At 43.3% G+C, this 20,157-nt stretch carries 17 protein-coding genes and 1 pseudogene; 11 read left to right on the top strand and 7 right to left on the bottom strand.

Annotation, left to right across the window (positions count from 1 at the left end):
• Positions 1-149: 149 nt before the first annotated feature.
• Entirely contained in the window at positions 150-605 is a 456-nt protein-coding gene (locus AC2VE5_RS10315; protein WP_486887666.1) for a cupin domain-containing protein, read from the top strand.
• A gap of 542 nt (positions 606-1,147) precedes the next feature.
• Here the strand turns inward: AC2VE5_RS10315 and AC2VE5_RS10310 are convergent.
• Both AC2VE5_RS10310 and gltB read right to left on the bottom strand, forming a co-directional pair.
• Positions 1,148-1,459: a WGxxGxxG family protein gene (locus AC2VE5_RS10310; protein WP_486887665.1), complete on the bottom strand. Its 312-nt coding sequence runs from the start codon at positions 1,457-1,459 to the stop codon at positions 1,148-1,150.
• A gap of 473 nt (positions 1,460-1,932) precedes the next feature.
• A complete protein-coding gene (gene gltB, locus AC2VE5_RS10305) occupies positions 1,933-6,624 on the bottom strand; it encodes a glutamate synthase large subunit (RefSeq protein ID WP_486887664.1) in 4,692 nt (1,563 codons plus the stop codon).
• Between the two features lie 533 nt (positions 6,625-7,157).
• On the opposite strand from gltB, the gene AC2VE5_RS10300 reads away from it, so the two are divergent.
• From AC2VE5_RS10300 to AC2VE5_RS10260, 9 genes are all read left to right on the top strand, one after another.
• Positions 7,158-9,005 carry a phosphodiester glycosidase family protein gene (locus AC2VE5_RS10300; protein ID WP_486887663.1) on the top strand — a complete coding sequence of 616 codons (1,848 nt, stop codon included), beginning with the start codon at positions 7,158-7,160 and terminating at the stop codon, positions 9,003-9,005.
• 204 nt (positions 9,006-9,209) lie between these two features.
• The gene (locus AC2VE5_RS10295; RefSeq protein ID WP_486887662.1) at positions 9,210-9,626 is read left to right on the top strand and encodes a cupin domain-containing protein; all 417 of its coding nucleotides are present in this window, start codon (positions 9,210-9,212) and stop codon (positions 9,624-9,626) included.
• A 105-nt stretch (positions 9,627-9,731) separates the two neighbouring features.
• Complete coding sequence (locus AC2VE5_RS10290) at positions 9,732-10,067, top strand: HesB/IscA family protein (RefSeq protein WP_486887661.1); 336 nt, start codon at positions 9,732-9,734, stop codon at positions 10,065-10,067.
• Between the two features lie 98 nt (positions 10,068-10,165).
• Positions 10,166-10,549 (top strand): 30S ribosomal protein S12, encoded by a 384-nt coding sequence (rpsL, locus tag AC2VE5_RS10285; protein WP_486887660.1) that lies wholly within the window; start codon positions 10,166-10,168, stop codon positions 10,547-10,549.
• A 247-nt stretch (positions 10,550-10,796) separates the two neighbouring features.
• The gene (gene rpsG / locus AC2VE5_RS10280) at positions 10,797-11,267 is read left to right on the top strand and encodes a 30S ribosomal protein S7 (RefSeq protein ID WP_486887659.1); all 471 of its coding nucleotides are present in this window, start codon (positions 10,797-10,799) and stop codon (positions 11,265-11,267) included.
• A 92-nt stretch (positions 11,268-11,359) separates the two neighbouring features.
• Entirely contained in the window at positions 11,360-13,435 is a 2,076-nt protein-coding gene (gene fusA / locus AC2VE5_RS10275; protein ID WP_486887658.1) for an elongation factor G, read from the top strand.
• 118 nt (positions 13,436-13,553) lie between these two features.
• Entirely contained in the window at positions 13,554-14,783 is a 1,230-nt protein-coding gene (gene tuf, locus AC2VE5_RS10270; RefSeq protein ID WP_486887657.1) for an elongation factor Tu, read from the top strand.
• A gap of 106 nt (positions 14,784-14,889) precedes the next feature.
• Complete coding sequence (rpsJ, locus tag AC2VE5_RS10265) at positions 14,890-15,207, top strand: 30S ribosomal protein S10 (RefSeq protein WP_486887656.1); 318 nt, start codon at positions 14,890-14,892, stop codon at positions 15,205-15,207.
• 103 nt (positions 15,208-15,310) lie between these two features.
• Entirely contained in the window at positions 15,311-15,952 is a 642-nt protein-coding gene (locus AC2VE5_RS10260) for an LON peptidase substrate-binding domain-containing protein (RefSeq protein WP_486887655.1), read from the top strand.
• Here AC2VE5_RS10260 and pheA read toward each other — a convergent pair.
• From pheA to AC2VE5_RS10240, 4 genes and pseudogenes are all read right to left on the bottom strand, one after another.
• Entirely contained in the window at positions 15,949-16,791 is an 843-nt protein-coding gene (pheA, locus tag AC2VE5_RS10255; protein WP_486887654.1) for a prephenate dehydratase, read from the bottom strand. The two genes, AC2VE5_RS10260 and pheA, sit on opposite strands and share 4 nt — an antisense overlap.
• A gap of 34 nt (positions 16,792-16,825) precedes the next feature.
• A complete protein-coding gene (locus AC2VE5_RS10250; protein WP_486887653.1) occupies positions 16,826-17,446 on the bottom strand; it encodes a hypothetical protein in 621 nt (206 codons plus the stop codon).
• A gap of 23 nt (positions 17,447-17,469) precedes the next feature.
• Positions 17,470-18,375, bottom strand: a pseudogene (locus AC2VE5_RS10245) (glycoside hydrolase family 10-like protein).
• A 5-nt stretch (positions 18,376-18,380) separates the two neighbouring features.
• Positions 18,381-18,716 (bottom strand): family 10 glycosylhydrolase, encoded by a 336-nt coding sequence (locus AC2VE5_RS10240; RefSeq protein WP_486887652.1) that lies wholly within the window; start codon positions 18,714-18,716, stop codon positions 18,381-18,383.
• A 190-nt stretch (positions 18,717-18,906) separates the two neighbouring features.
• Between AC2VE5_RS10240 and AC2VE5_RS10235 the strand changes: the two genes are divergently transcribed.
• Positions 18,907-19,503: a DUF1997 domain-containing protein gene (locus AC2VE5_RS10235; protein WP_486887651.1), complete on the top strand. Its 597-nt coding sequence runs from the start codon at positions 18,907-18,909 to the stop codon at positions 19,501-19,503.
• Here AC2VE5_RS10235 and AC2VE5_RS10230 read toward each other — a convergent pair.
• Positions 19,461-20,111: a ribonuclease HII gene (locus AC2VE5_RS10230; protein ID WP_486887650.1), complete on the bottom strand. Its 651-nt coding sequence runs from the start codon at positions 20,109-20,111 to the stop codon at positions 19,461-19,463. The two genes, AC2VE5_RS10235 and AC2VE5_RS10230, sit on opposite strands and share 43 nt — an antisense overlap.
• Positions 20,112-20,157: the final 46 nt, after the last annotated feature.

Below are 20,157 nucleotides of genomic sequence, written 5' to 3'. Positions count from 1 at the left end.
TTTTATACATTAGCTTGCTAACAATTGGCGCATTTACTAGAGTAGCAACCTTGAGATCGCTAGTCTTTTATACAATACGTTATATTTCTATTGGCGATTTTTTGGCTATTAATGAGTCATTACTTTAGTAGTAATCTAACTATCCCTTTATGGATGCAACGCGCTGCATGATTTTGGTTGCTAAGTCTACCCAAGACTACCAAGCTTTTCGGATTAGTCCAGGCGATACTAATAAGTTAGCAATTGTCTTTGATAGTGATACAGCTAATGTTTCTTTAACGGTTTGTGTAGAAATCTTTGATGTAGGTGGTAAAACTCCGTCAAATCACCATCAAACTGCTGTAGAAATGTTTTTTATTTTGCACGGTGAAGGTAAAGCAACTTGTGATGGTAAAACCGTTGCAATTAAAGCTGGAGACAGCCTTCTAGTACCGCCTACAGGGACTCATGTAATAGAAAATACTGGAAATACTCGCTTATATGCTTTGTGTATTATGGTTCCCAATGAAGATTTTACCGAACTTATCCGTAGTGGCATACCTGTAGATTTAGATGAGGAAGATCTAGCTGTATTATGTCGCAATGCTCAATTAATTCCAGCTTGAGTTGTGAAAGGTATTTTTTATAAATATCAAAATAAAAGAATTTAATATGTCTAAATAAGAATTTCCTGAACTCGTTAAAAATACTTATTATAAATCGCTAAAAGTCTTATCGATCGCTAGTACGCTCTTTGTAGTAATAACTATAATTTTGTCTATATTTGATTCTCGAATTGCCTCTATAGCCATCTTTACTATATTTTTGCTCAGCTATCTTTATAGGACTTGGAACTTACCGTTATTTACTTTAGTACAACTTTTGAAGATGACAGTTTAACTAGGGTGCATCTTAATAATTATATGAAAATTAATAGAGCCTATGAATGGTACTTCCTGTACCCAATACAAGTGCTTTTTGACTAGCTACTACTCAGCGCATTTAATTTGGAAGACGATATAAATAGAGTTGAGACACTAATGAAAAATAAGAAACTTAATGAAATAAATCAGATAAGGAAAAATAAATTACTAAATGTAACATAACAAAAAAGCAGAAACCCACGTTTCTGCCCTTGCCTAGGTGAAAGTATTAACTAAACTACTAATTAGTATCTGGTGGTTGTGGTCCGATTTACTGTACTTGGATCTTCATACTCAACGGTTTTTGGCTTGCGGAATAAATTTGCTAGACCAATTAAACCTAGTAGTCCTAACCAACCCCAGTTGTTATTGTCGTTTCTGGTTTCTTGAAAAGGGGTAGTGTCAACAGTAGGCGCGTTAGATTCGGGGCTAGTTTGAGTTGTAGTAGGAGCGGTAGAATCAGTTTGAGCCGAAACAGGCAGAGATAAGGGCATTACAGCTAAACTTGCAGCTAGAACACCAGCACCAGCGATCGCAGACAATTTAGAATTTTTCATGATATTTCCTCTTTATGCTTAATACTTTTGCTGTTTGTAAGTTAATTATTTTCTACAAAAATTACACTCGAATTAGCAAACAACTTTCAAAGACAAATTTATCTAGGTTTCAAGCAAATAGAATCAACCTTTAGAATAAACTTTATTTATCTTCAAGTCTTCCTATAGAAGTAGAACAGTTTTGAAACGATTTCCCAGCAACAGTTTAATATTTTTGAAAGCAGAAATATACCAAACCTCTTGCAAAAGCTGGAAATGTTTATTAATTTATAAAAAAATCATCCTAGCCCGCCTAGGGTTAAAACCCCAGGCTAATGGCTAAAGTCGGCTTCAGCCAACTAAAGAAAAAAGTTTTTTAGACTGAGGTTTAAGTTTTAGAAAATAAAAATAGGAGGCGCAAAAGCTCCCCCTATAAGCAAAAAAAGTTATTAGCGATCGCCCCACCTTAAATAAAGCAGGGCGATCGCACGGATTTACTGCACGGAAAGCAGTTCTTTATCTGATACAGCATTCGGATTCGCTTCAGGCATATCAGCTTCCGATGGCGGTACTACTTGCCAAAACTTAGGCAGATATTCTGACCAATTAGCCAAAATTTGCTTGGCTTTTGGCGATCCGGTACGTTCTACATGAGCTTGAATTAGTTGCTGTAATTGTCCTTCACCCGCCGTTGCAGAATTTACTCGTTGCAGCTTGACAATCTCTGGGTTGACTAATTGAGGGAAATTACCATCTTCATCTAAGAAGTATGCCAAGCCACCAGTCATCCCAGCGCCGACATTCCGCCCAACTTTTCCGAGTACGACAATTACACCGCCTGTCATATACTCGCAACAGTGATCCCCCGCTCCTTCAATTACGGCTGTACCTTTGGAGTTGCGGACGGCAAAACGTTCTCCAGCTAAACCACTGGCAAATAAGAAGCCACCTGTTGCGCCATAAAGACAAGTATTACCCACAATTACGTTTTGCTCTGGCGCGTAGGTTGCATCTATTGGCGGCGCAATAATAATTTCGCCTCCGTGCATCCCTTTACCGACATAATCGTTGGCTTCGCCTTGCAACTTTAAAGTCATGTTCGGCAGGTTGAATGCGCCAAAACTTTGACCTACACTACCCGTAAAGTTAAGCTCGATTTGTCCGCTAAATCCACTGTTACCGTACTGGGAAGCGATTTTTCCAGCTATTCTCGCGCCAACGGTGCGGTCTGTATTGACAATTTCGTAGTTCTTAGCAACGCTACTAGAATTGCTAATAGCTGCTTGAACTTCCGGGTCGTTTAAAATTTGGTCATCTAGCACCACACCGTTGCTGTGGACTGGTTCGTGATTTAACCAAGTGCGATCGCTCTTTGTATCGGGTAACACAGTTAAACAATCGAGATTAAAGTCATCAGTTTTGGTTAGCTTTGCGCCATCTTTAACTTTAAGTAAATCCGCTCGTCCAATTACGTCGGTCAAAGAGGGATAGCCTAGCTTAGCCAGCAAACTGCGGACTTCTTCGGCGACAAAGTAGAAGAAATTAACTACGTGTTCCGCCATTCCAGGGAAACGCAAGCGCAAATCTTCCCGTTGACTTGTTACTCCCACTGGGCAGTTATTTGTATGGCATATCCGCGCCATAATGCAGCCTTCTGCAATCATAGCGATGGAGCCAAACCCAAACTCCTCACCGCCCATTAACGCGCCCATAATCACGTCCCAGCCGCTTTTGAAGCCACCATCAACGCGCAGGGTGACGCGATCGCGCAATTTATTTTCCATCAATACGCGATGCACTTCAGTTAACCCTAGTTCCCAAGGACTACCAGCGTGTTTAATCGAACTTAGCGGCGATGCGCCCGTACCGCCATCGTGACCGGAAACTTGGATAATATCGGCGTTAGCTTTAGCAACTCCCGCCGCTACTGTCCCAATGCCAATTTCTGCCACTAATTTCACCGATACTTGGGCTTGGGGGTTAATTTGATGCAAGTCAAAAATTAACTGCGCCAAATCCTCAATTGAATAAATATCGTGATGGGGTGGGGGTGAAATGAGGGTTACACCGGGCTTAGTGCGGCGCAACATAGCAATGTATGGGCTAACCTTTTTACCAGGCAATTGTCCGCCTTCCCCTGGCTTTGCACCTTGGGAAATTTTGATTTCAATTTGCCTAGCATTCATTAGGTACTCGGGCGTTACTCCAAAGCGTCCCGCCGCTACTTGCTTAATTGAGCTTGAAGCTGTATCACCATTTTTCAAGCCTTTTAAGTGGGGTAATAATTCTGACGTACCCTCTGCCGTTATATCGTCCAAAATCTTGTAACGTACCGGATCTTCTCCACCTTCACCCGAATTAGATTTACCACCAATTCGGTTCATCGCGATCGCGAGAGTTTCGTGAGCTTCCCGCGATAGCGCCCCCAAAGACATTCCACCCGTACAAAACCGCTTAAAGATTTCAGTTACAGGCTCTACTTCTGCTAAAGGAATGGAATCGCGATCGCTATTCAAGTCCAATAAGTCGCGCAACGCCGTAATTGGTTTGCCTTCTAGATGTTTTTGGTAAGTTTCGTAGTGGTCGTACTGCTGAGATTTGACCGCTTTATGCAATGCCTTAGTCAATTCTGGACTATTGGCATGATACTCGCCGCCTTGACGATACTGAACAAAACCAAGGTTTTCTAGCTTTTTAACTGTTAATTCTGGGAAAGCTTTTTGATGGAAAGATAGAACTTCTTGAGCAAGTTCGCAAATACTCAAACCACCCAACCGAGAAGTTGTGCCATAAAAGCCCAATTTCAGCAAATCCTTACCAATTCCAATCGCCTCAAATATCTGCGCCCCTTGGTAGCTTGTCAGTAACGAAATTCCCATCTTAGACAAGATTTTGAGTATTCCGCCTTCCACAGCTTTGCGATAGTTAGCCAGCGCCGTATCTAGACTGATTGCAGCTATTTTACCCCGCTCCATAAATTGCTGAGTTTTGGGGTCAGACCACCAACTTCTGACGCTATCTAAAGCTAAGTAGGGGCAAACTGCACTAGCACCATAACCAATCAAACAAGCAAAATGGTGGGTACTCCAACATTGAGCCGTATTGACTACTAAAGATGCTTTCATCCGCAGTCCTTCACGGATAAGATGATGGTGTACGGCTCCAACTGCAAGTAATGGTGGGATGTAGGTATCTTCGGTATTTAAAGTAGCTTTGTCGCTGAGTACGAGAATTTTTGCCCCAGCCTTAACAGCTTCCGCCGCTTGCTGACACAGAGCTTTTACCGCCGCTTCTAAACCGTTAGGACCTGCGGAAATTGCAAACAGCGTTGACAATTGAGTTGTTTTGAATTGCGAATTTTTTATTTCCTCTAGTTCGCTTTCTAGCAGTACGGGTGTGTCTAATTTTAGCCTCCTAGCATACTCTGCCTTGGCTTCTAATAGATTCCCTCTTTCCCCTAGTTCTATATTCAGCGACATCACCAAGCTTTCGCGCAAGGGGTCAATGGCGGGGTTAGTTACTTGAGCAAAGCGCTGTTTGAAGTAGTCGTATAGCAAATGCGGCTTCTCAGATAGCACGGCTAAGGGTATATCGTCCCCCATGCAAAAAGTCGGCTCTTTGCCATCATTTGCCATCGGTTGAATTACCATTTCTACATCTTCAGTGGTGTAGCCAAAGGCGATTTGATGACGGAGCAAAGTTTGCCTATCGGCGGTGCTAGGTTCGGGTAAGGGGGTAGTATCTAACGGTTGCAGGCTAGGGGAACCATTGTCAGCTTTTATGGGTTTAAGTGCAAGTTCCACCCGGTGTTGCTTTAGCCATTCACCGTAAGGATGCTGGGCGGCAACGCGCTGTTTGATTTCCCAATTTTTTAAAACTTCGTGAGTTTCTAAGTCTATGGCGATCGTTTGTCCTGGTCCTAGTCTCCCTTTTTCGACAATATCGGCTTCAGGAAAGTCTACAACTCCAGCTTCGGAAGCAACAACAATGTAGCCATCTTTGATTATTGTGTAACGTGCAGGTCTTAAACCGTTGCGATCTAAGGTCGCACCTACTTTTTTACCATCACTAAATACCAACAGCGCCGGACCATCCCAAGGTTCTTGAATGCCGCTATAGTATTCGTAAAAATCTGTAATTTCTGGGTATTTATCTAGGTCTGGCTGATTTTTATAAGCTTCTGGAACCATAATCATTAAAGCTTCCAGAGGGCTGCGCTCCGACATTACCAGCAATTCAAGTACGTTGTCTAAGGTAGCTGAGTCGCTGTTATGAATATGAACCGTGGGCTTTAATTCATCTAAACGGTTTTTCCAAACTGGATGATCTAAATCTGCCTCTTTTGCCATCATCCAGTTAATGTTGCCTAGCAGTGTATTAATTTCACCGTTGTGTCCCAACAAGCGCATTGGCTGCGCCAATGGCCACTTGGGCATTGTATTAGTACTAAAACGCCGATGATAAATAGCAAAAGCACTTTGATAGATGGGATTTTTTAAGTCTGGATAAAAATCCCCCAATACTGCCGATCGCACCATGCCTTTGTATACTATGGTACGGCTGGAAAATGAGCAAAAGTAACAAGCATCTCCCTCTTGCAAATTAAAACTTGCTAAAGCTTTAATAATTCTACGGCGACTTATATACAATTGACGCTCAAGTTCATCGCCGATAAACTTAGATTCGACGATTAGTTGCTCAATTTGGGGCTGATTTTCTTTAGCTTGAATTCCCAAAGTTTGCGGCTGTACTGGGACTACTCGCCAGCCCAGTAGTTTTATATCTTCTTGTTGTAAAATCTGTTCGGCAACTTGCTTAACTTGGTTGGCTACCTCTAGATTTTGGGGTAGAAACATCATCCCTACAGCCAAATTATCTTTTGATGGCATGGAGATATTTTGCAAGGCAAACCACTGTTGCAACAATTCCCAGGGAATTGCGGTCATAAGTCCTGCACCATCGCCAGAATCTTGATCCGCACTACAACCACCCCGATGTTCCAAGCAAGTCAGAGCATTTAAGGCTTTTTCTATAATTTCGTGATTTGCCTTGTTTTCCCAATTAGCAACTAAACCAACACCACAAGCATCCCTTTCCTCTACCAACCATCGGGGTTCCATATATGTCAAAGACTCAGTATTATTTACGTTTTGATTATCTGCAAGTATATTTTGCTGGCGATCCATAGGCTAGTCCTAGCTTATTTATTTAATTAAGGATAGGTGAAAGTTATTGTAGGTGTTGCAGTTAAGTTTGCTAAAAAATACTAGCAATGTGACCAGAGCGCCTAATCCCTATTACTACCGTTTAACTGAGAGTAGGGTTTTTAAGTAATTTTCACTAACTCGCACTTATTTTTGAGTCAATACATTTTTAATGCAATCAAAAAAAATTCACGAACCCACCAGTATTTGCCACACCAACACCTCTATTTTACAATTTCTTAGCCCCAGTAATTGGCAGGGTGACAGGATGAGGATTTGAGCTATCAAATCCGCAATTTTGAGCATAAGATTCTAGTTTGGTTGACCTACCGTTTTGGTATTACTGTTCATTTGAGCCAACCCTATTTAATCTCTTAATTACTGGGCAAGAGATAAAAACGTCGATGAGTGCCAATTGAGGCATCAATCTAATCTATATTATGACGTTAACGCTTTGAACATAAGTCATTAAGTTTTGATATTTATCACCAAATTTCCCTCAACCCGTCTAACTCATGGTCAAAGGTTCAATTTCTAGATTGAAAAACAGCACAAAAATCTGTTTACTCCTGCTAACAACTGCTTTATGGTTGCTACCTACTGGGCAAGGGCGATCGCAAACTAACCCTATCGTTACCCAAAATCCCGCTACTAGGCTGCGTAATAACAAAGAAATTTTACTCAATAATCGCCCTCTATCTATTGCTTGGAGCCAGTGGGAACAAGCGGGTAAAACCCATATAGGCATTAGCGATACGGGACTTGTCCGACTTCTCGGTGTAGATTTACTCGACACTAACGATCCTACTGGGCAACCAATTCAATGGTTTAACGAGCCAAAAACTAACCCCATTGTCCTCGCAACTAAGCTTAATGGCGGCTATCGTTACTTAGACATCACTAATTTTTCTCCCCCTGGTTGGCAATTTGCGGTTAAAAATAACGCTTTAGTAATTACCTCCCCCATTGCTAAAGTGCAAAACATTCGCCTGGGCAAACAACCTTTTGGCGATCGCATTGTTGTAGATTTGGATCGTCCTACAGCTTGGCAAGTTAGTCAACAAAGCCCTCCACCTAAGCCAAAAACCGTAGTTAACGAGTTAGTCGGGATTGTTAAGGCTCAAATAGCTAAACAAGTTTGGCTAATAACAATTGATGGTACTAACCCCGTAGTCGCAGAGTCTTTCAATTCTCAGCAGTCTAAAATTGTCAAACTCGAAACCACACCAAAGCTCACCAAGATTCTCCTTAGCCTTCCGGTAGGGCTATCTCCGCGCATTAACACTTTAACTAACCCCAATCGCTTAGTAATTGATATTCGCCCTGATGGGGTGGCAACGCGCAATATTCTTTGGGTGGACGGTTTGCGCTGGCGACAGCAGTATTTAAGCTTGGGCGAGGATCGTTTTTCGGTAGTGTGGTTAGAAGTTAACCCTGCTAAAAACATTAAAATGCTGCCAATTTGGAGCGAAGCTACAACCTTAGTGGGAACTGCTCCCTTAATTAAAACTGCCGAGCGCTATAGTGCAGTTGCAGCAATTAATAGTGGTTTTTTCAATCGCAAAAATCAGCTACCTTTAGGCGCAATTCGTCGAGATGGTAACTGGATTTCTAGCCCAATTCTCAATCGTGGGGCGATCGCTTGGAATAATGGAGGCAAAATAAAAATTGGTCGTCTGAGTATTCAAGAATCTGTAATTACAAATACTGGGCAAATACCAATTGCGTCTTTTAATAGCGGCTACGTCCAAACTGGTGTGGCTCGTTATTCTCCTGCTTGGGGCGCTAACTACAGCCCTCTTACCGATAACGAAACTATTGTCCTGGTTCAAAACAACGCAGTTACGGCGCAACTTCCTGGCGGTGCAGCAGGGAAAGCAATTTTTCCCATTCCTGCTAACGGCTACTTGCTGGTTGTACGTGGTGATCGCATTAATGCTAATTCCCTCCCTGTAGGCTCAATTCTCCGCCCCCAGAGCGCTACTATGCCCTCGGATTTTGCTGCCTATCCTCAAATTTTGGCGGCGGGACCTGTTTTAATTCAAAATCGGCAGATTGTTCTCAATGCCAAAGCTGAAGGGTTTAGCGATGCTTTTATTCGCGAAAAAGCAATTCGTAGCGCAATCTGCACTACCCCATCGGGAAATATGTTGATAGCCGCCGTCCACAACCGCGTTGGTGGTGCTGGCTCTACTTTGGCAGAAGTTGCTCAAATAATGCAGCAACTAGATTGCACAGAAGCACTTAACTTTGATGGTGGTAGTTCTACAAGCCTTTATTTGGGAGGACAATTACTTAATCGTTCGCCACTTACTGCTGCCCGCGTCCATAATGGATTAGGGATTTTCCTGCCAGTTCCTTAAGTTAAATATTGTTTACGGGCAATCAAATCAACATCTAATTATGAAGACTTGATGTAGAATGCTTAACTTTCGAGCAATACCCTTCCCCATTCAAATATATTTTGTTATCTTTGGCTAGGACAAGCGCGCAAGGCGCTAATGTCAACTCCAATTAATTGAGTTTTTGCCCTCACACTGAAGCGTTTAGCAATTTAAGGAGAAACAATGGTTCAACAAGTCAAAGCATCCCCAGAACCAGCACTAAGCCTGCCTTCAGGTGTAGCTCATAAAGGAGTTGCTGCCACAGAATTACGTCCCTGGGGATCTTTTACAGTTTTAGAAGAAGGACGGGGCTATAAAATTAAGCGCATTGAGGTTAAACCCGGTCATCGCTTGAGCCTCCAAATGCACCACCACCGCAGCGAACACTGGATTGTAGTATCCGGTACAGCTAGAGTTACTTGTGGTGACGAAGAAGTAATGTTAAGTAATAATCAATCTACCTACGTTCCCCAGTGTACAAACCATCGCTTGGAAAATCCTGGAGTGATTCCTTTAGTTCTAATTGAAGTCCAAAACGGCGAATATTTGGGCGAAGATGATATCATTCGCTTTCAAGATGACTACGCCCGTAATAAATAAAGGTTACTCAACGACTTATCAGTGAGATTTGTTTAATATATTTAATCTATCCCCGTTGCCAAGTAAATAGGTCTACGTGGGATTTTGTTTATCTTTAGTAGTCTAATGATTAATATTAGCCCCGCAGCCATTAAAGAAATTACTCGGCTCAAATCAAAATCTGCTAACCCAGAACTTTCGTTTCGCTTAGCAGTGCAACCGGGGGGATGTTCAGGTTGGATTTACAAGTTAGAATTTGATCTGCCAACTCAAAGCGATCGCCTTTACGAATCCAATGGCATCAATATAATCGTAGACCCTCGCAGTGTTGAGTACCTTAATGGTTTAACCCTCGATTACTCCGAAGACCTAATGGGCGGAGCTTTTCGCTTCTACAACCCAAATGCACTGACTTTCTGCGGCTGCGGGAATTCCTTCTCTACCAACGCCACCCAAGCCTAGAGATTCTTTATACTTGCATTGACATGAGTCTAGCAAAATCGATATAATCAGAATTTGTAAAAACTTAGAACAGCAAAATCAAAACTGTGCTGTAACTCATGCCAACTATACAGCAATTAATTCGTACAGAACGCCAAGTAGCCGTAAAGAAAACAAAGTCACCAGCTTTGAAGCAATGCCCCCAGCGTCGAGGTGTTTGCACCAGAGTCTACACAACTACACCGAAAAAGCCCAATTCAGCGCTACGGAAAGTAGCTAGAGTACGTCTAACTTCCGGCTTTGAAGTTACAGCTTATATTCCCGGTATCGGTCACAACTTGCAAGAACACTCAGTCGTGATGATTCGCGGTGGTCGGGTCAAAGACTTACCAGGAGTAAGATACCATATTATTCGCGGGACCTTAGACACTGCCGGAGTCAAAGACCGTCGTCAAGGTCGCTCCAAGTATGGTACAAAGCGTCCAAAACCAGCTGCTTCTTAAACTTTGAAATTAAATGCAGTAAGTAAGGCAACGAGTTCAGTCTCAGCCTTACTACCGTTTTTAAAGTTGCATCTCAAAAACTAAATTGAGGCGCAGTCAGTAAAAAGCTTTATAAGTAACAATTAAAGTCGTTTTAAACAGCGCTCTACACAAAGATTGTGGTTGATGTGCTGACCGTTTATCGGTAAAAAATGCGATCGCCCTTGTATCTCCTTCAGTCAATAGAAAAACCTTTACAGGCTAAGTTATGTCTCGTCGTACAGTAATTCAAAAACGTCCCGTTCCTCCCGACTCTGTGTACAACAGCCGTCTGATCAGCATGATGATGCGGCGGGGAATGCGGAGTGGCAAAAAATCCATTGCTGCCGGAATTGTCTATGATGCCATGAAAACCATCGAAGAACGTACCGGAAGCGATCCATTAGAAACCTTTGAAAGAGCCGTGCGGAATGCCACACCTCTTGTCGAAGTCAAAGCCCGCCGTGTTGGTGGCGCAACCTACCAAGTACCCATGGAAGTGCGGACAGAAAGAGGAATAACTCTAGCCATGCGCTGGCTGATCCAGTTTTCCAGACAGCGCCCAGGACGGACTATGGCAAGCCGTCTAGCCAACGAACTTATGGATGCGGCGAACGAAACGGGGAACGCAATTCGTAAAAGAGAAGAAACCCACCGGATGGCAGATGCGAATAAAGCATTTGCTCATTATCGATACTAAGCTTTGCGGACGGTTTTCCGTAAAAGTATAGAATCTTAACAGACAGTAGCATATAGATAAATGCGGCTAAAAATTTAAGGAGGCAGCTAACTGTGGCACGTACAGTCCCACTGGAAAAAGTACGCAATATCGGGATTGCGGCTCACATTGATGCGGGCAAGACAACTACAACCGAGCGCATTTTGTTTTATTCAGGTATCGTTCACAAAATTGGTGAAGTACATGAAGGAACAGCAACAACCGACTGGATGGAGCAAGAGCGGGAAAGAGGAATTACCATTACTGCGGCGGCTATTTCTACCAGTTGGAAGGATTACGCAGTCAATATTATCGATACACCCGGTCACGTAGACTTCACAATTGAAGTAGAACGTTCCATGCGCGTGTTGGATGGGGTAATCGCCGTATTTTGTTCCGTGGGCGGCGTACAGCCTCAGTCTGAAACCGTATGGAGACAGGCAGACCGCTACAAAGTACCGAGGATTGCTTTTATCAACAAGATGGATCGGATGGGCGCAAACTTTTATAAAGTTTACGAACAGATTCGCGATCGCTTGAGAGCAAATGCTGTAGCTATTCAATTGCCCATTGGTAATGAAAGCGAATTGCGCGGCATTATTGACCTGGTGAAGATGAAAGCCTACATCTACAACAACGACCAAGGTACGGACATTGAGGAAACAGAAATTCCTGCTGATATGCAAGAGCAAGCCCAAGAGTTTCGCGCCAAGCTAGTTGAAGCCGCCGCCGAAACCGATGAAGTATTAGTCGAAAAATACTTTGAAGGCATTGACCTAACAGAAGCAGAAATTCGTGTAGCCTTGCGTAAAGGCACAATTGCCGGAACAATTGTCCCCGTCCTCTGTGGTTCGGCATTTAAAAATAAAGGCGTACAACTACTGCTAGATGGAGTTGTAGATTACTTACCTTCACCTCTAGAAGTACCGCCAATTCAAGGGTTACTTCCCAATGGTCAAACTGTCGAACGCCACGCCGACGACAACGAACCATTGTCAGCTTTGGCATTCAAAATCATGTCAGACCGTTACGGTCGTTTGACGTTTATCCGCGTCTACTCTGGCGTACTGAAAAAAGGTAGTTACGTTTACAACGCAACTAAAGATAAAAAGGAAAGAGTATCCCGTCTGGTGCTGATGAAAGCCGACGATCGCATAGACGTAGATGAATTACGTGCTGGTGACTTGGGAGCAACGCTCGGTCTACAAGACACCTTTACGGGCGACACAATTTGTACCGAAAGCGACCCTGTAATTCTTGAATCGCTATTTATTCCTGAACCTGTAATCTCGGTAGCTGTAGAACCAAAGACAAAGCAGGATATGGATAAGCTATCGAAGGCGCTGCAATCGCTCTCGGAAGAAGACCCAACGTTTAGAGTCAGCGTTGACCACGAAACCAACCAAACCGTAATCGCCGGAATGGGCGAATTACACTTGGAAATTCTCGTAGATCGGATGCTACGAGAATTTAAGGTAGAAGCAAACGTTGGTGCGCCTCAAGTAGCTTACCGAGAAACTATCCGCAAGCCCGTAAAGGCTGAGGGTAAGTTTATTCGTCAAAGTGGCGGTAAAGGACAGTACGGTCACGTCGTGATTGAAGTTACCCCCGGAGAACCAGGAACAGGGTTTGAATTTGTATCCAAAATCGTTGGTGGTGTTGTACCCAAAGAGTACATCGGACCTGCGGAACAAGGAATGAAGGAAACTTGCGAATCGGGAATACTTGCAGGCTATCCCGTGGTAGATATACGCGCCACCTTGATAGATGGTTCCTATCACGATGTAGACTCCTCGGAAATGGCGTTCAAAATTGCTGGCTCGATGGCAATTAAAGAAGCGGTAATGAAAGCTTCGCCTATACTGCTAGAACCAATGATGAAAGTTGAAGTAGAAGCGCCAGAAAACTTCCTAGGGGATGTAATGGGCGATCTCAACTCCCGTCGCGGTCAAATCGAAGGCATGGGATCGGAACAAAATCTAGCGAAAGTAACTGCGAAAGTTCCTTTGGTTGATATGTTCGGTTATGCTACCGATATCCGCTCCAAAACCCAAGGTCGAGGGATCTTCTCAATGGAGTTTAGCCACTACGAAGAAGTACCTCGTAACGTAGCCGAAGCAATTATTGCTAAGAGCAAAGGAAACGCTTAAAAAAGTTAGGGATTTTAAGTTTTACGTTTTAAATTAGAATTAAATTGTTAAAACGTAAAACTTAATCCATTCTCAAAACTGTTCTAAACTCAAAGTTCAACACTCAAAACTAAATTCAATGGCACGCGCAAAATTTGAAAGGAATAAACCCCACGTTAATATCGGTACGATCGGTCACGTAGACCACGGCAAAACTACCTTAACAGCCGCAATTACAATGACATTGGCTGCCCTAGGACAAGCTCAAGGTCGCAAATATGCGGATATCGATGCCGCTCCTGAAGAAAAAGCGCGTGGCATCACGATTAACACCGCTCACGTTGAATATGAAACTGAAGGTCGGCACTACGCTCACGTAGATTGTCCCGGACACGCTGACTATGTAAAAAACATGATCACTGGTGCGGCGCAGATGGATGGTGGCATTTTGGTAGTATCTGCTGCCGATGGTCCTATGCCCCAAACCCGCGAACATATTTTGTTAGCAAAGCAGGTAGGCGTTCCTAACCTAGTTGTGTTCTTGAACAAAGAAGACATGGTGGACGACGACGAATTAATGGAACTTGTAGAACTAGAAGTTAGAGAACTTCTCAGTGACTACGATTTCCCTGGTGACGATATCCCCATTGTCAAAGGATCGGGATTATTAGCGCTAGAAAAAATGACCGAAAACCCCAAAATGCCACGGGGAGAAGATAAGTGGGTAGACAAAATCTACGAACTTATGGAAGCGGTAGATGCCTACATTCCTACTCCAGAAAGAGATATTGATAAGCCTTTCTTGATGGCTGTAGAAGACGTATTCTCGATCAAAGGTCGCGGTACGGTGGCGACAGGCAGAATCGAGCGCGGAAAAGTTAAAGTTGGCGACTCTGTGGAACTTGTCGGGATTAGAAACACCCGGACAACCACCGTTACCGGAATCGAGATGTTCAAAAAGAGCCTCGATGAAGGAATGGCTGGAGACAACGCTGGCGTACTATTACGCGGGCTTGAGAAAGAAGATATTGAGCGCGGGATGGTAATTGCCAAACCCGGCTCGATTACACCTCATACTCAGTTTGAAGGTGAAGTATACGTTCTCAAGGAAAAAGAAGGCGGTCGCAAGACTCCATTTTTCCCCGGCTACCGCCCGCAGTTTTACGTGCGGACAACTGATGTAACTGGCACAATCCGCGCCTTTACTTCCGATGATGGTAGCGAGGCAGAAATGGTCATGCCTGGAGATCGCATCAAAATGACTGTAGAACTCATCAACGCGATCGCCATTGAGCAAGGAATGCGCTTTGCAATCCGCGAAGGCGGTCGAACCATCGGCGCTGGTGTCGTATCGAAAATCTTGAAGTAACCATAAGTTACTAATTATTTGCAGCAGGAAAGCAGTACTTGTAGAGTACAAAGCTTTTCTGCTTTTTTAACTGACTCATAAAAATTGAACCTAGAAAACTAAAAAAATGGCAACCATTCAGCAGCAAAAAATTCGCATCCGTTTAAAAGCTTTTGACCGTCGCTTGCTCGATACTTCCTGTGAAAAAATTGTTGACACGGCAAATCGCACCAACGCCACCGCCGTCGGACCAATACCTTTGCCGACAAAGCGCCGGATTTATTGCTTACTGCGATCGCCCCACGTAGATAAAGATTCGCGGGAACACTTTGAAACCCGTACCCACCGCCGAATTATCGACATCTATCAACCCTCTGCTAAAACCATTGATGCCCTGATGAAACTAGATTTACCATCAGGTGTTGATATTGAAGTGAAGCTATAGAATTTAAAATTTGCCTTTTAGTAGTTCTAAAAGGCAAATTTATTTGGAACGTCTATAAAGAAATTCGTTACAGTAGAAGCATTACGGTTTTTATCGATATCCGATGACATCCCCTTCAAAAATTGCGGTGCGCGAACTTCCCTTATTTCCTCTACCAGAAGTAGTGCTTTTTCCTGGTAGACCCTTACCCCTACACATATTCGAGTTTCGCTACCGGATCATGATGAATACGATCTTGGAAAGCGATCGCCGTTTTGGAGTTTTGCTATTCGATCCGGTACGCGGACAAGTGTCTAATATAGGCTGCTGTGCGGAAATCGTGCAGTACGAGCGCTTGCCAGACGATCGGATGAAAATGTTTACTTTAGGGCAGCAACGGTTTCGCGTCTTGGAATACGTGCGCGAGAAGCCTTACAAAGTCGGTTTAGTTGAATGGATGGAAGATCACCCACCAGAACAAGACCTCCGACCTTTGGCTACAGAAGTAGAACAACTCCTGCAAGACGTGGTGAGGCTTTCAGCCAAACTAACTGACCAAAACATCGAGTTGCCCGAAAATATCCCCGACTTGCCTACAGAGCTATCTTACTGGGTAGCAAGCAATCTTTATGGTGTGGCATCAGAGCAGCAAGCCTTACTCGAAACCCAAGATACAGGTGTTCGTTTACAACGGGAAGTAGAAATACTCACTTCTACCCGAAACCATCTAGCTGCCCGTACCGTGTTGAAAGACACGTTTAATTAGAGCGTTAATACATCGTAACTACCAAAGATTTTGAAGGTGTCAGTGTAATCGGTGAGTTCGCAAATTGCCGCTTGCACGGCGGGGGAAGTAGTATCGCCTTCAAAATCTATGAAGAAAAGATAGTCGCCGAGCGATCGCTTACTGGGGCGAGATTCGACGCGGCTGAGGTTGATATCTCTTTGAGCAAATACTTGTAAAGGCTTAATTAGCGCTCCCGGAACATTTGCTTTGGTGCTAAACGCTAGGCTGGTATGGCTGCCTGTGACGGGTTGTACAGAGGAACTTAGCACCCAAAAGCGCGTGCAGTTATCGGGATAATCGTTGATAGAACTAGCTAGAATTGGCACGTTGTAAAGTTGGGCAGCACGAGGAGAAGAAATTGTGCCAGCATTTAGTTCCTGGTTAAGTTTTTCTAGAGCTTCGGTAGTAGAATTAATCGCGATCGCTTTAACATTAGGTAAATGCTGCTCCAACCATCCTTGACATTGAGCTAAAGCTTGGGGATGGGAGTAGACAATTTCGAGCTTATTAATTGATGGAGCGTTTGATAATAAGGCGTGAGTAATTGGTAAGACTAAAGCAAGGCTAATTCTTAAGTTATCTAGCTGCCACAACATATCGAGAGTAATAGCAACGCTACCCTCAATGGAGTTTTCGACTGGGACAACAGCTAAATCTACTTGCCCTGTGGCGATCGCTTTTAAAGTTTTGGCAATACTTGGATAAGGACATAAAATAGCTTCTTCTTGATTTTGGGGCAAAAAATTACTGGCATAGGCAACCGCCGCTTGTTCGGAATAAGTGCCAGAAGGACCCAAGTGACCAATAGATATAGACATAAAATATAGTGAGCTAACACTCTTTGACTCTGAACTAATATATTGCCTTGTTTGGTAGAGTTTTTGGTTCTAATCCATATAACTTATCTAACCAGACTAAGCCAAAGCCAGCGATCGCCGAACTTACTACCCAAGCCACTGCTAACCCCACTAATTCACTTAAAAATAGTCGTGTAGCTTGGCGCAAAACCCCACCTACACCCCAGCCTAGAACTAAACCAACTGCCCAGGAAGTCGCAACTATTGGTATCCATACACCAGCTTTTTTGCATTTTTGTCGCAGAACTAGCCATTGTCCAATTCCGAGCAATGCTCCGATTTGTAAGCCATTCAATAATCCAAAAATTATTCTCGGTTCCAAGTGTATAGTCCGGGGAGCCATCCAACCGATTGCACCGAAATTGCTAGCGCCAATTAGACACCAACTAACCGTACTCATCAATGCCCACCAAGGAGCAATGTTTTTGCTGCGCTGTTCTAAAATCAGTCCTTGGGCTAAACCGATTATCGCCCCTCCAATCGCCCCTTCTGTAGCTTTAATATGAGGTCTGACATCAATTTCAATCAAGCACAAACTAACCAAAAAACCAGCCAAGGTAACTAATATCCACTGCAACCAAAAACCGCAGTCAGTTTTAATATATTTAACAAACATAATTATCAGTTGTAAGGACGTTTTTACAACTTCTTCCCTTCAGGTTTTGGAGCAGAAAAAAGAGAAGTAAACCCATTGCGGCGTTCCTGGGGAGATTCGGGAGTTATATAACCCCACAAACTTTCCCAGTAAAAAAAGGATACTCCACTATAACCGCGATCGCGTACCAATTGAACTTGTTCCCGAATTTGTTTAATCGCTACCGGATTGCTTACCGAGCCAGTGATTATCCCGATACCTACAGGAATTTTTTGCCGAGCAGCTTGCAAGGCGGGTTGTTGCAGTTCAGATAAAAAAGTTTTTTGATCGTTGCGGTAGATTTGACAAATCAATTCTTCTACTAAGCCCCGATTCACCCAAGTTTGCCAGTCTTGCAAAGTCGCTCTATAAGCATAATCTTGGGGGTTGGGAGACAAAGTTACTAAGCAGTTTGGTTTAATCGCTTTCACCGCTTGATAAACTCGCTGCATGAAACTTGTGAGCTTGTCTGCCCGCCAACGCAGCCATTGCGCGTCTAGCGGATCGTTTGGGGGATTTTTACCTTGGTGTTCTTTCTTGTACTGGGCGATTGTATAGTGATCGTACCCAAAATCACTAGGTAAACCAAAATGATCGTCAAATTGAATCCCATCTACATCATATTTGGTTACAACTTCTACAATCAAATTCAGCATAAATTGCTGGACTTCAGGATGGAAAGGGTTAAGCTACACTCCTTTGGTGAGTGTAGGATCTACTACCACTTTCTCTAATTTCGGATTAGTAACCGTTGGTTGATTTACGCCTTCTACAGATATTTTGCTAGAGTTACGCCGTACCGTCAGCCAATCAGGATGACGTTTAGCAATCTCGGAATTAGCCGGAGCCATAAAACCATATTCAAACCAAGGTATAACTCGTAAGCCTTGGCGATGTCCTTTTTTGACTATTTGCGCTAAAACATCTTGGTTGAGCTTGAGAAAATTTGCAATGATAAATTGCGATCGCGCCCAGTCACTTTTTTAGCTACTTTGCTTGGATAAAAAGTAGTACCCCGATTCCAAACTACAGGATAAACGGTATTGAATTTTAGTTGTGCTAGTTGATGCAAAGCGCGATCAATGCCCCAAGGAGTGTATAAAACTGCACTAGCCACATTGGTTAGCCATACACCGCGTAATTCTGTTACTTTTGGGGGTGCTTGGATGGGAGAAACTTGGGCAAGATTAATTGCGATCGCAATTCCCAAACCTATTAAGCAAATAACCCAGTTATAAATCCTTTGATCCAAAATATTTCTACAAATAACTAGCTTGAGCCATTATTTTTATCCTTCCCCACTCCTGCCTAGACCTTGCGACAGATGAATATTATCAAAATAATTTTTTACACTTGTTAATAAATAAATAATTATTTTCAGCAATCGGCATTAATTTCTTAAAAAATCCTAAAATAAGTTAACAAGTCTGTATACATACTTTATGACTACTCGGTTCACTTCCTCTCAGTCTGTAGAAATTGTGGTTCCAGAGCAGCCTGTAGCAATTCATCATTATTTGCGTCAGCCTCAACGCTTAGTCTCTACTCTTGTCGATCCTAGCCGGATTGAAGCCTTGGGAGAAGATCTCTATAGGCTCAAAATGCGTCCGCTTTCTTTTATGATGCTAAGTATTCAGCCTACTGTAGACCTCAAAGTTTGGGCAACAGCAAACGGAACGATTCATGTAAAGTCTGTAGCTTGCGAGATTAGAGGAGTTGAGTATATCAATCAGCGTTTTGACTTAGATTTGCAAGGGTACTTGTCGCCGGAGCAAACAAACGGAGAAACTCGGTTAAAAGGTAAGGCAGATTTAAAGGTAGAGGTGGAGTTACCTATGCCTTTATCAATGATGCCCGCGTCATTACTAGAAGCAACGGGTAATGGCTTACTTAAGAGTGTGCTATTGACAATTAAGCAGCGCTTGTTACATCAACTTTTGGCTGATTATCGAAATTGGGTAAATGCCCAAACTGAATCAGTAAATGGTTCAACGCCTCAAACACCGCTTTTGCCGCCAAATGCCGCTACCTCTACCTGACAGGGACGAAAAGACATTCGATGTAAAGACGATGCTCCGTATTCTTTGAGCGCTTGCAGGTGGCGAGCAGTACCGTAACCCTTATTTGCCACTAAATCGTACATGGGGTACTTGAGAGCGAGGCGAGTTATCAAGTCATCCCGCCAGACTTTCGCCACAATACTAGCTGAGGCAATAATTATAGATTTTTCATCTCCTTTAACTAAGGTTTGTTGAGGATAACCTAGGTCTTTAATAGGCTGATTGCCATCAACCAAGCACAGTTGCGGCTTTATTTTGAGCTTGAGTACCGCGCGCTTCATAGCTAATAGCGATGCTTGTAAAATATTAATTTGGTCGATTTCGGCAACAGACGCAAAACCAACCTCCCAAGCCAAAGCGATCGCCCAAATTTTTTTGGCTAATTCTTCTCGACGGTAAGCAGACAACTGTTTGCTGTCTCTAACTTTCGCCTCTACAAGTTCCGATAAAGCAGAGCTTGGCAAGATTACGGCGGCGGCGACTACGGGACCAAACAAAGCACCTCTACCTACTTCATCTACGCCAGAAACCACTAAGCTACTACCGATCGCCCTGTCAAATTCTAAACCTATATATGCTCGTTTCATAGATTTATGGCAATAGCTGTTAGGGATTAGGTAACAGCTATTTGCG

The organism is Aliterella sp. E5.1 (assembly GCF_057473825.1).
This window is presented reverse-complemented; position numbering and strand designations above follow the sequence as displayed.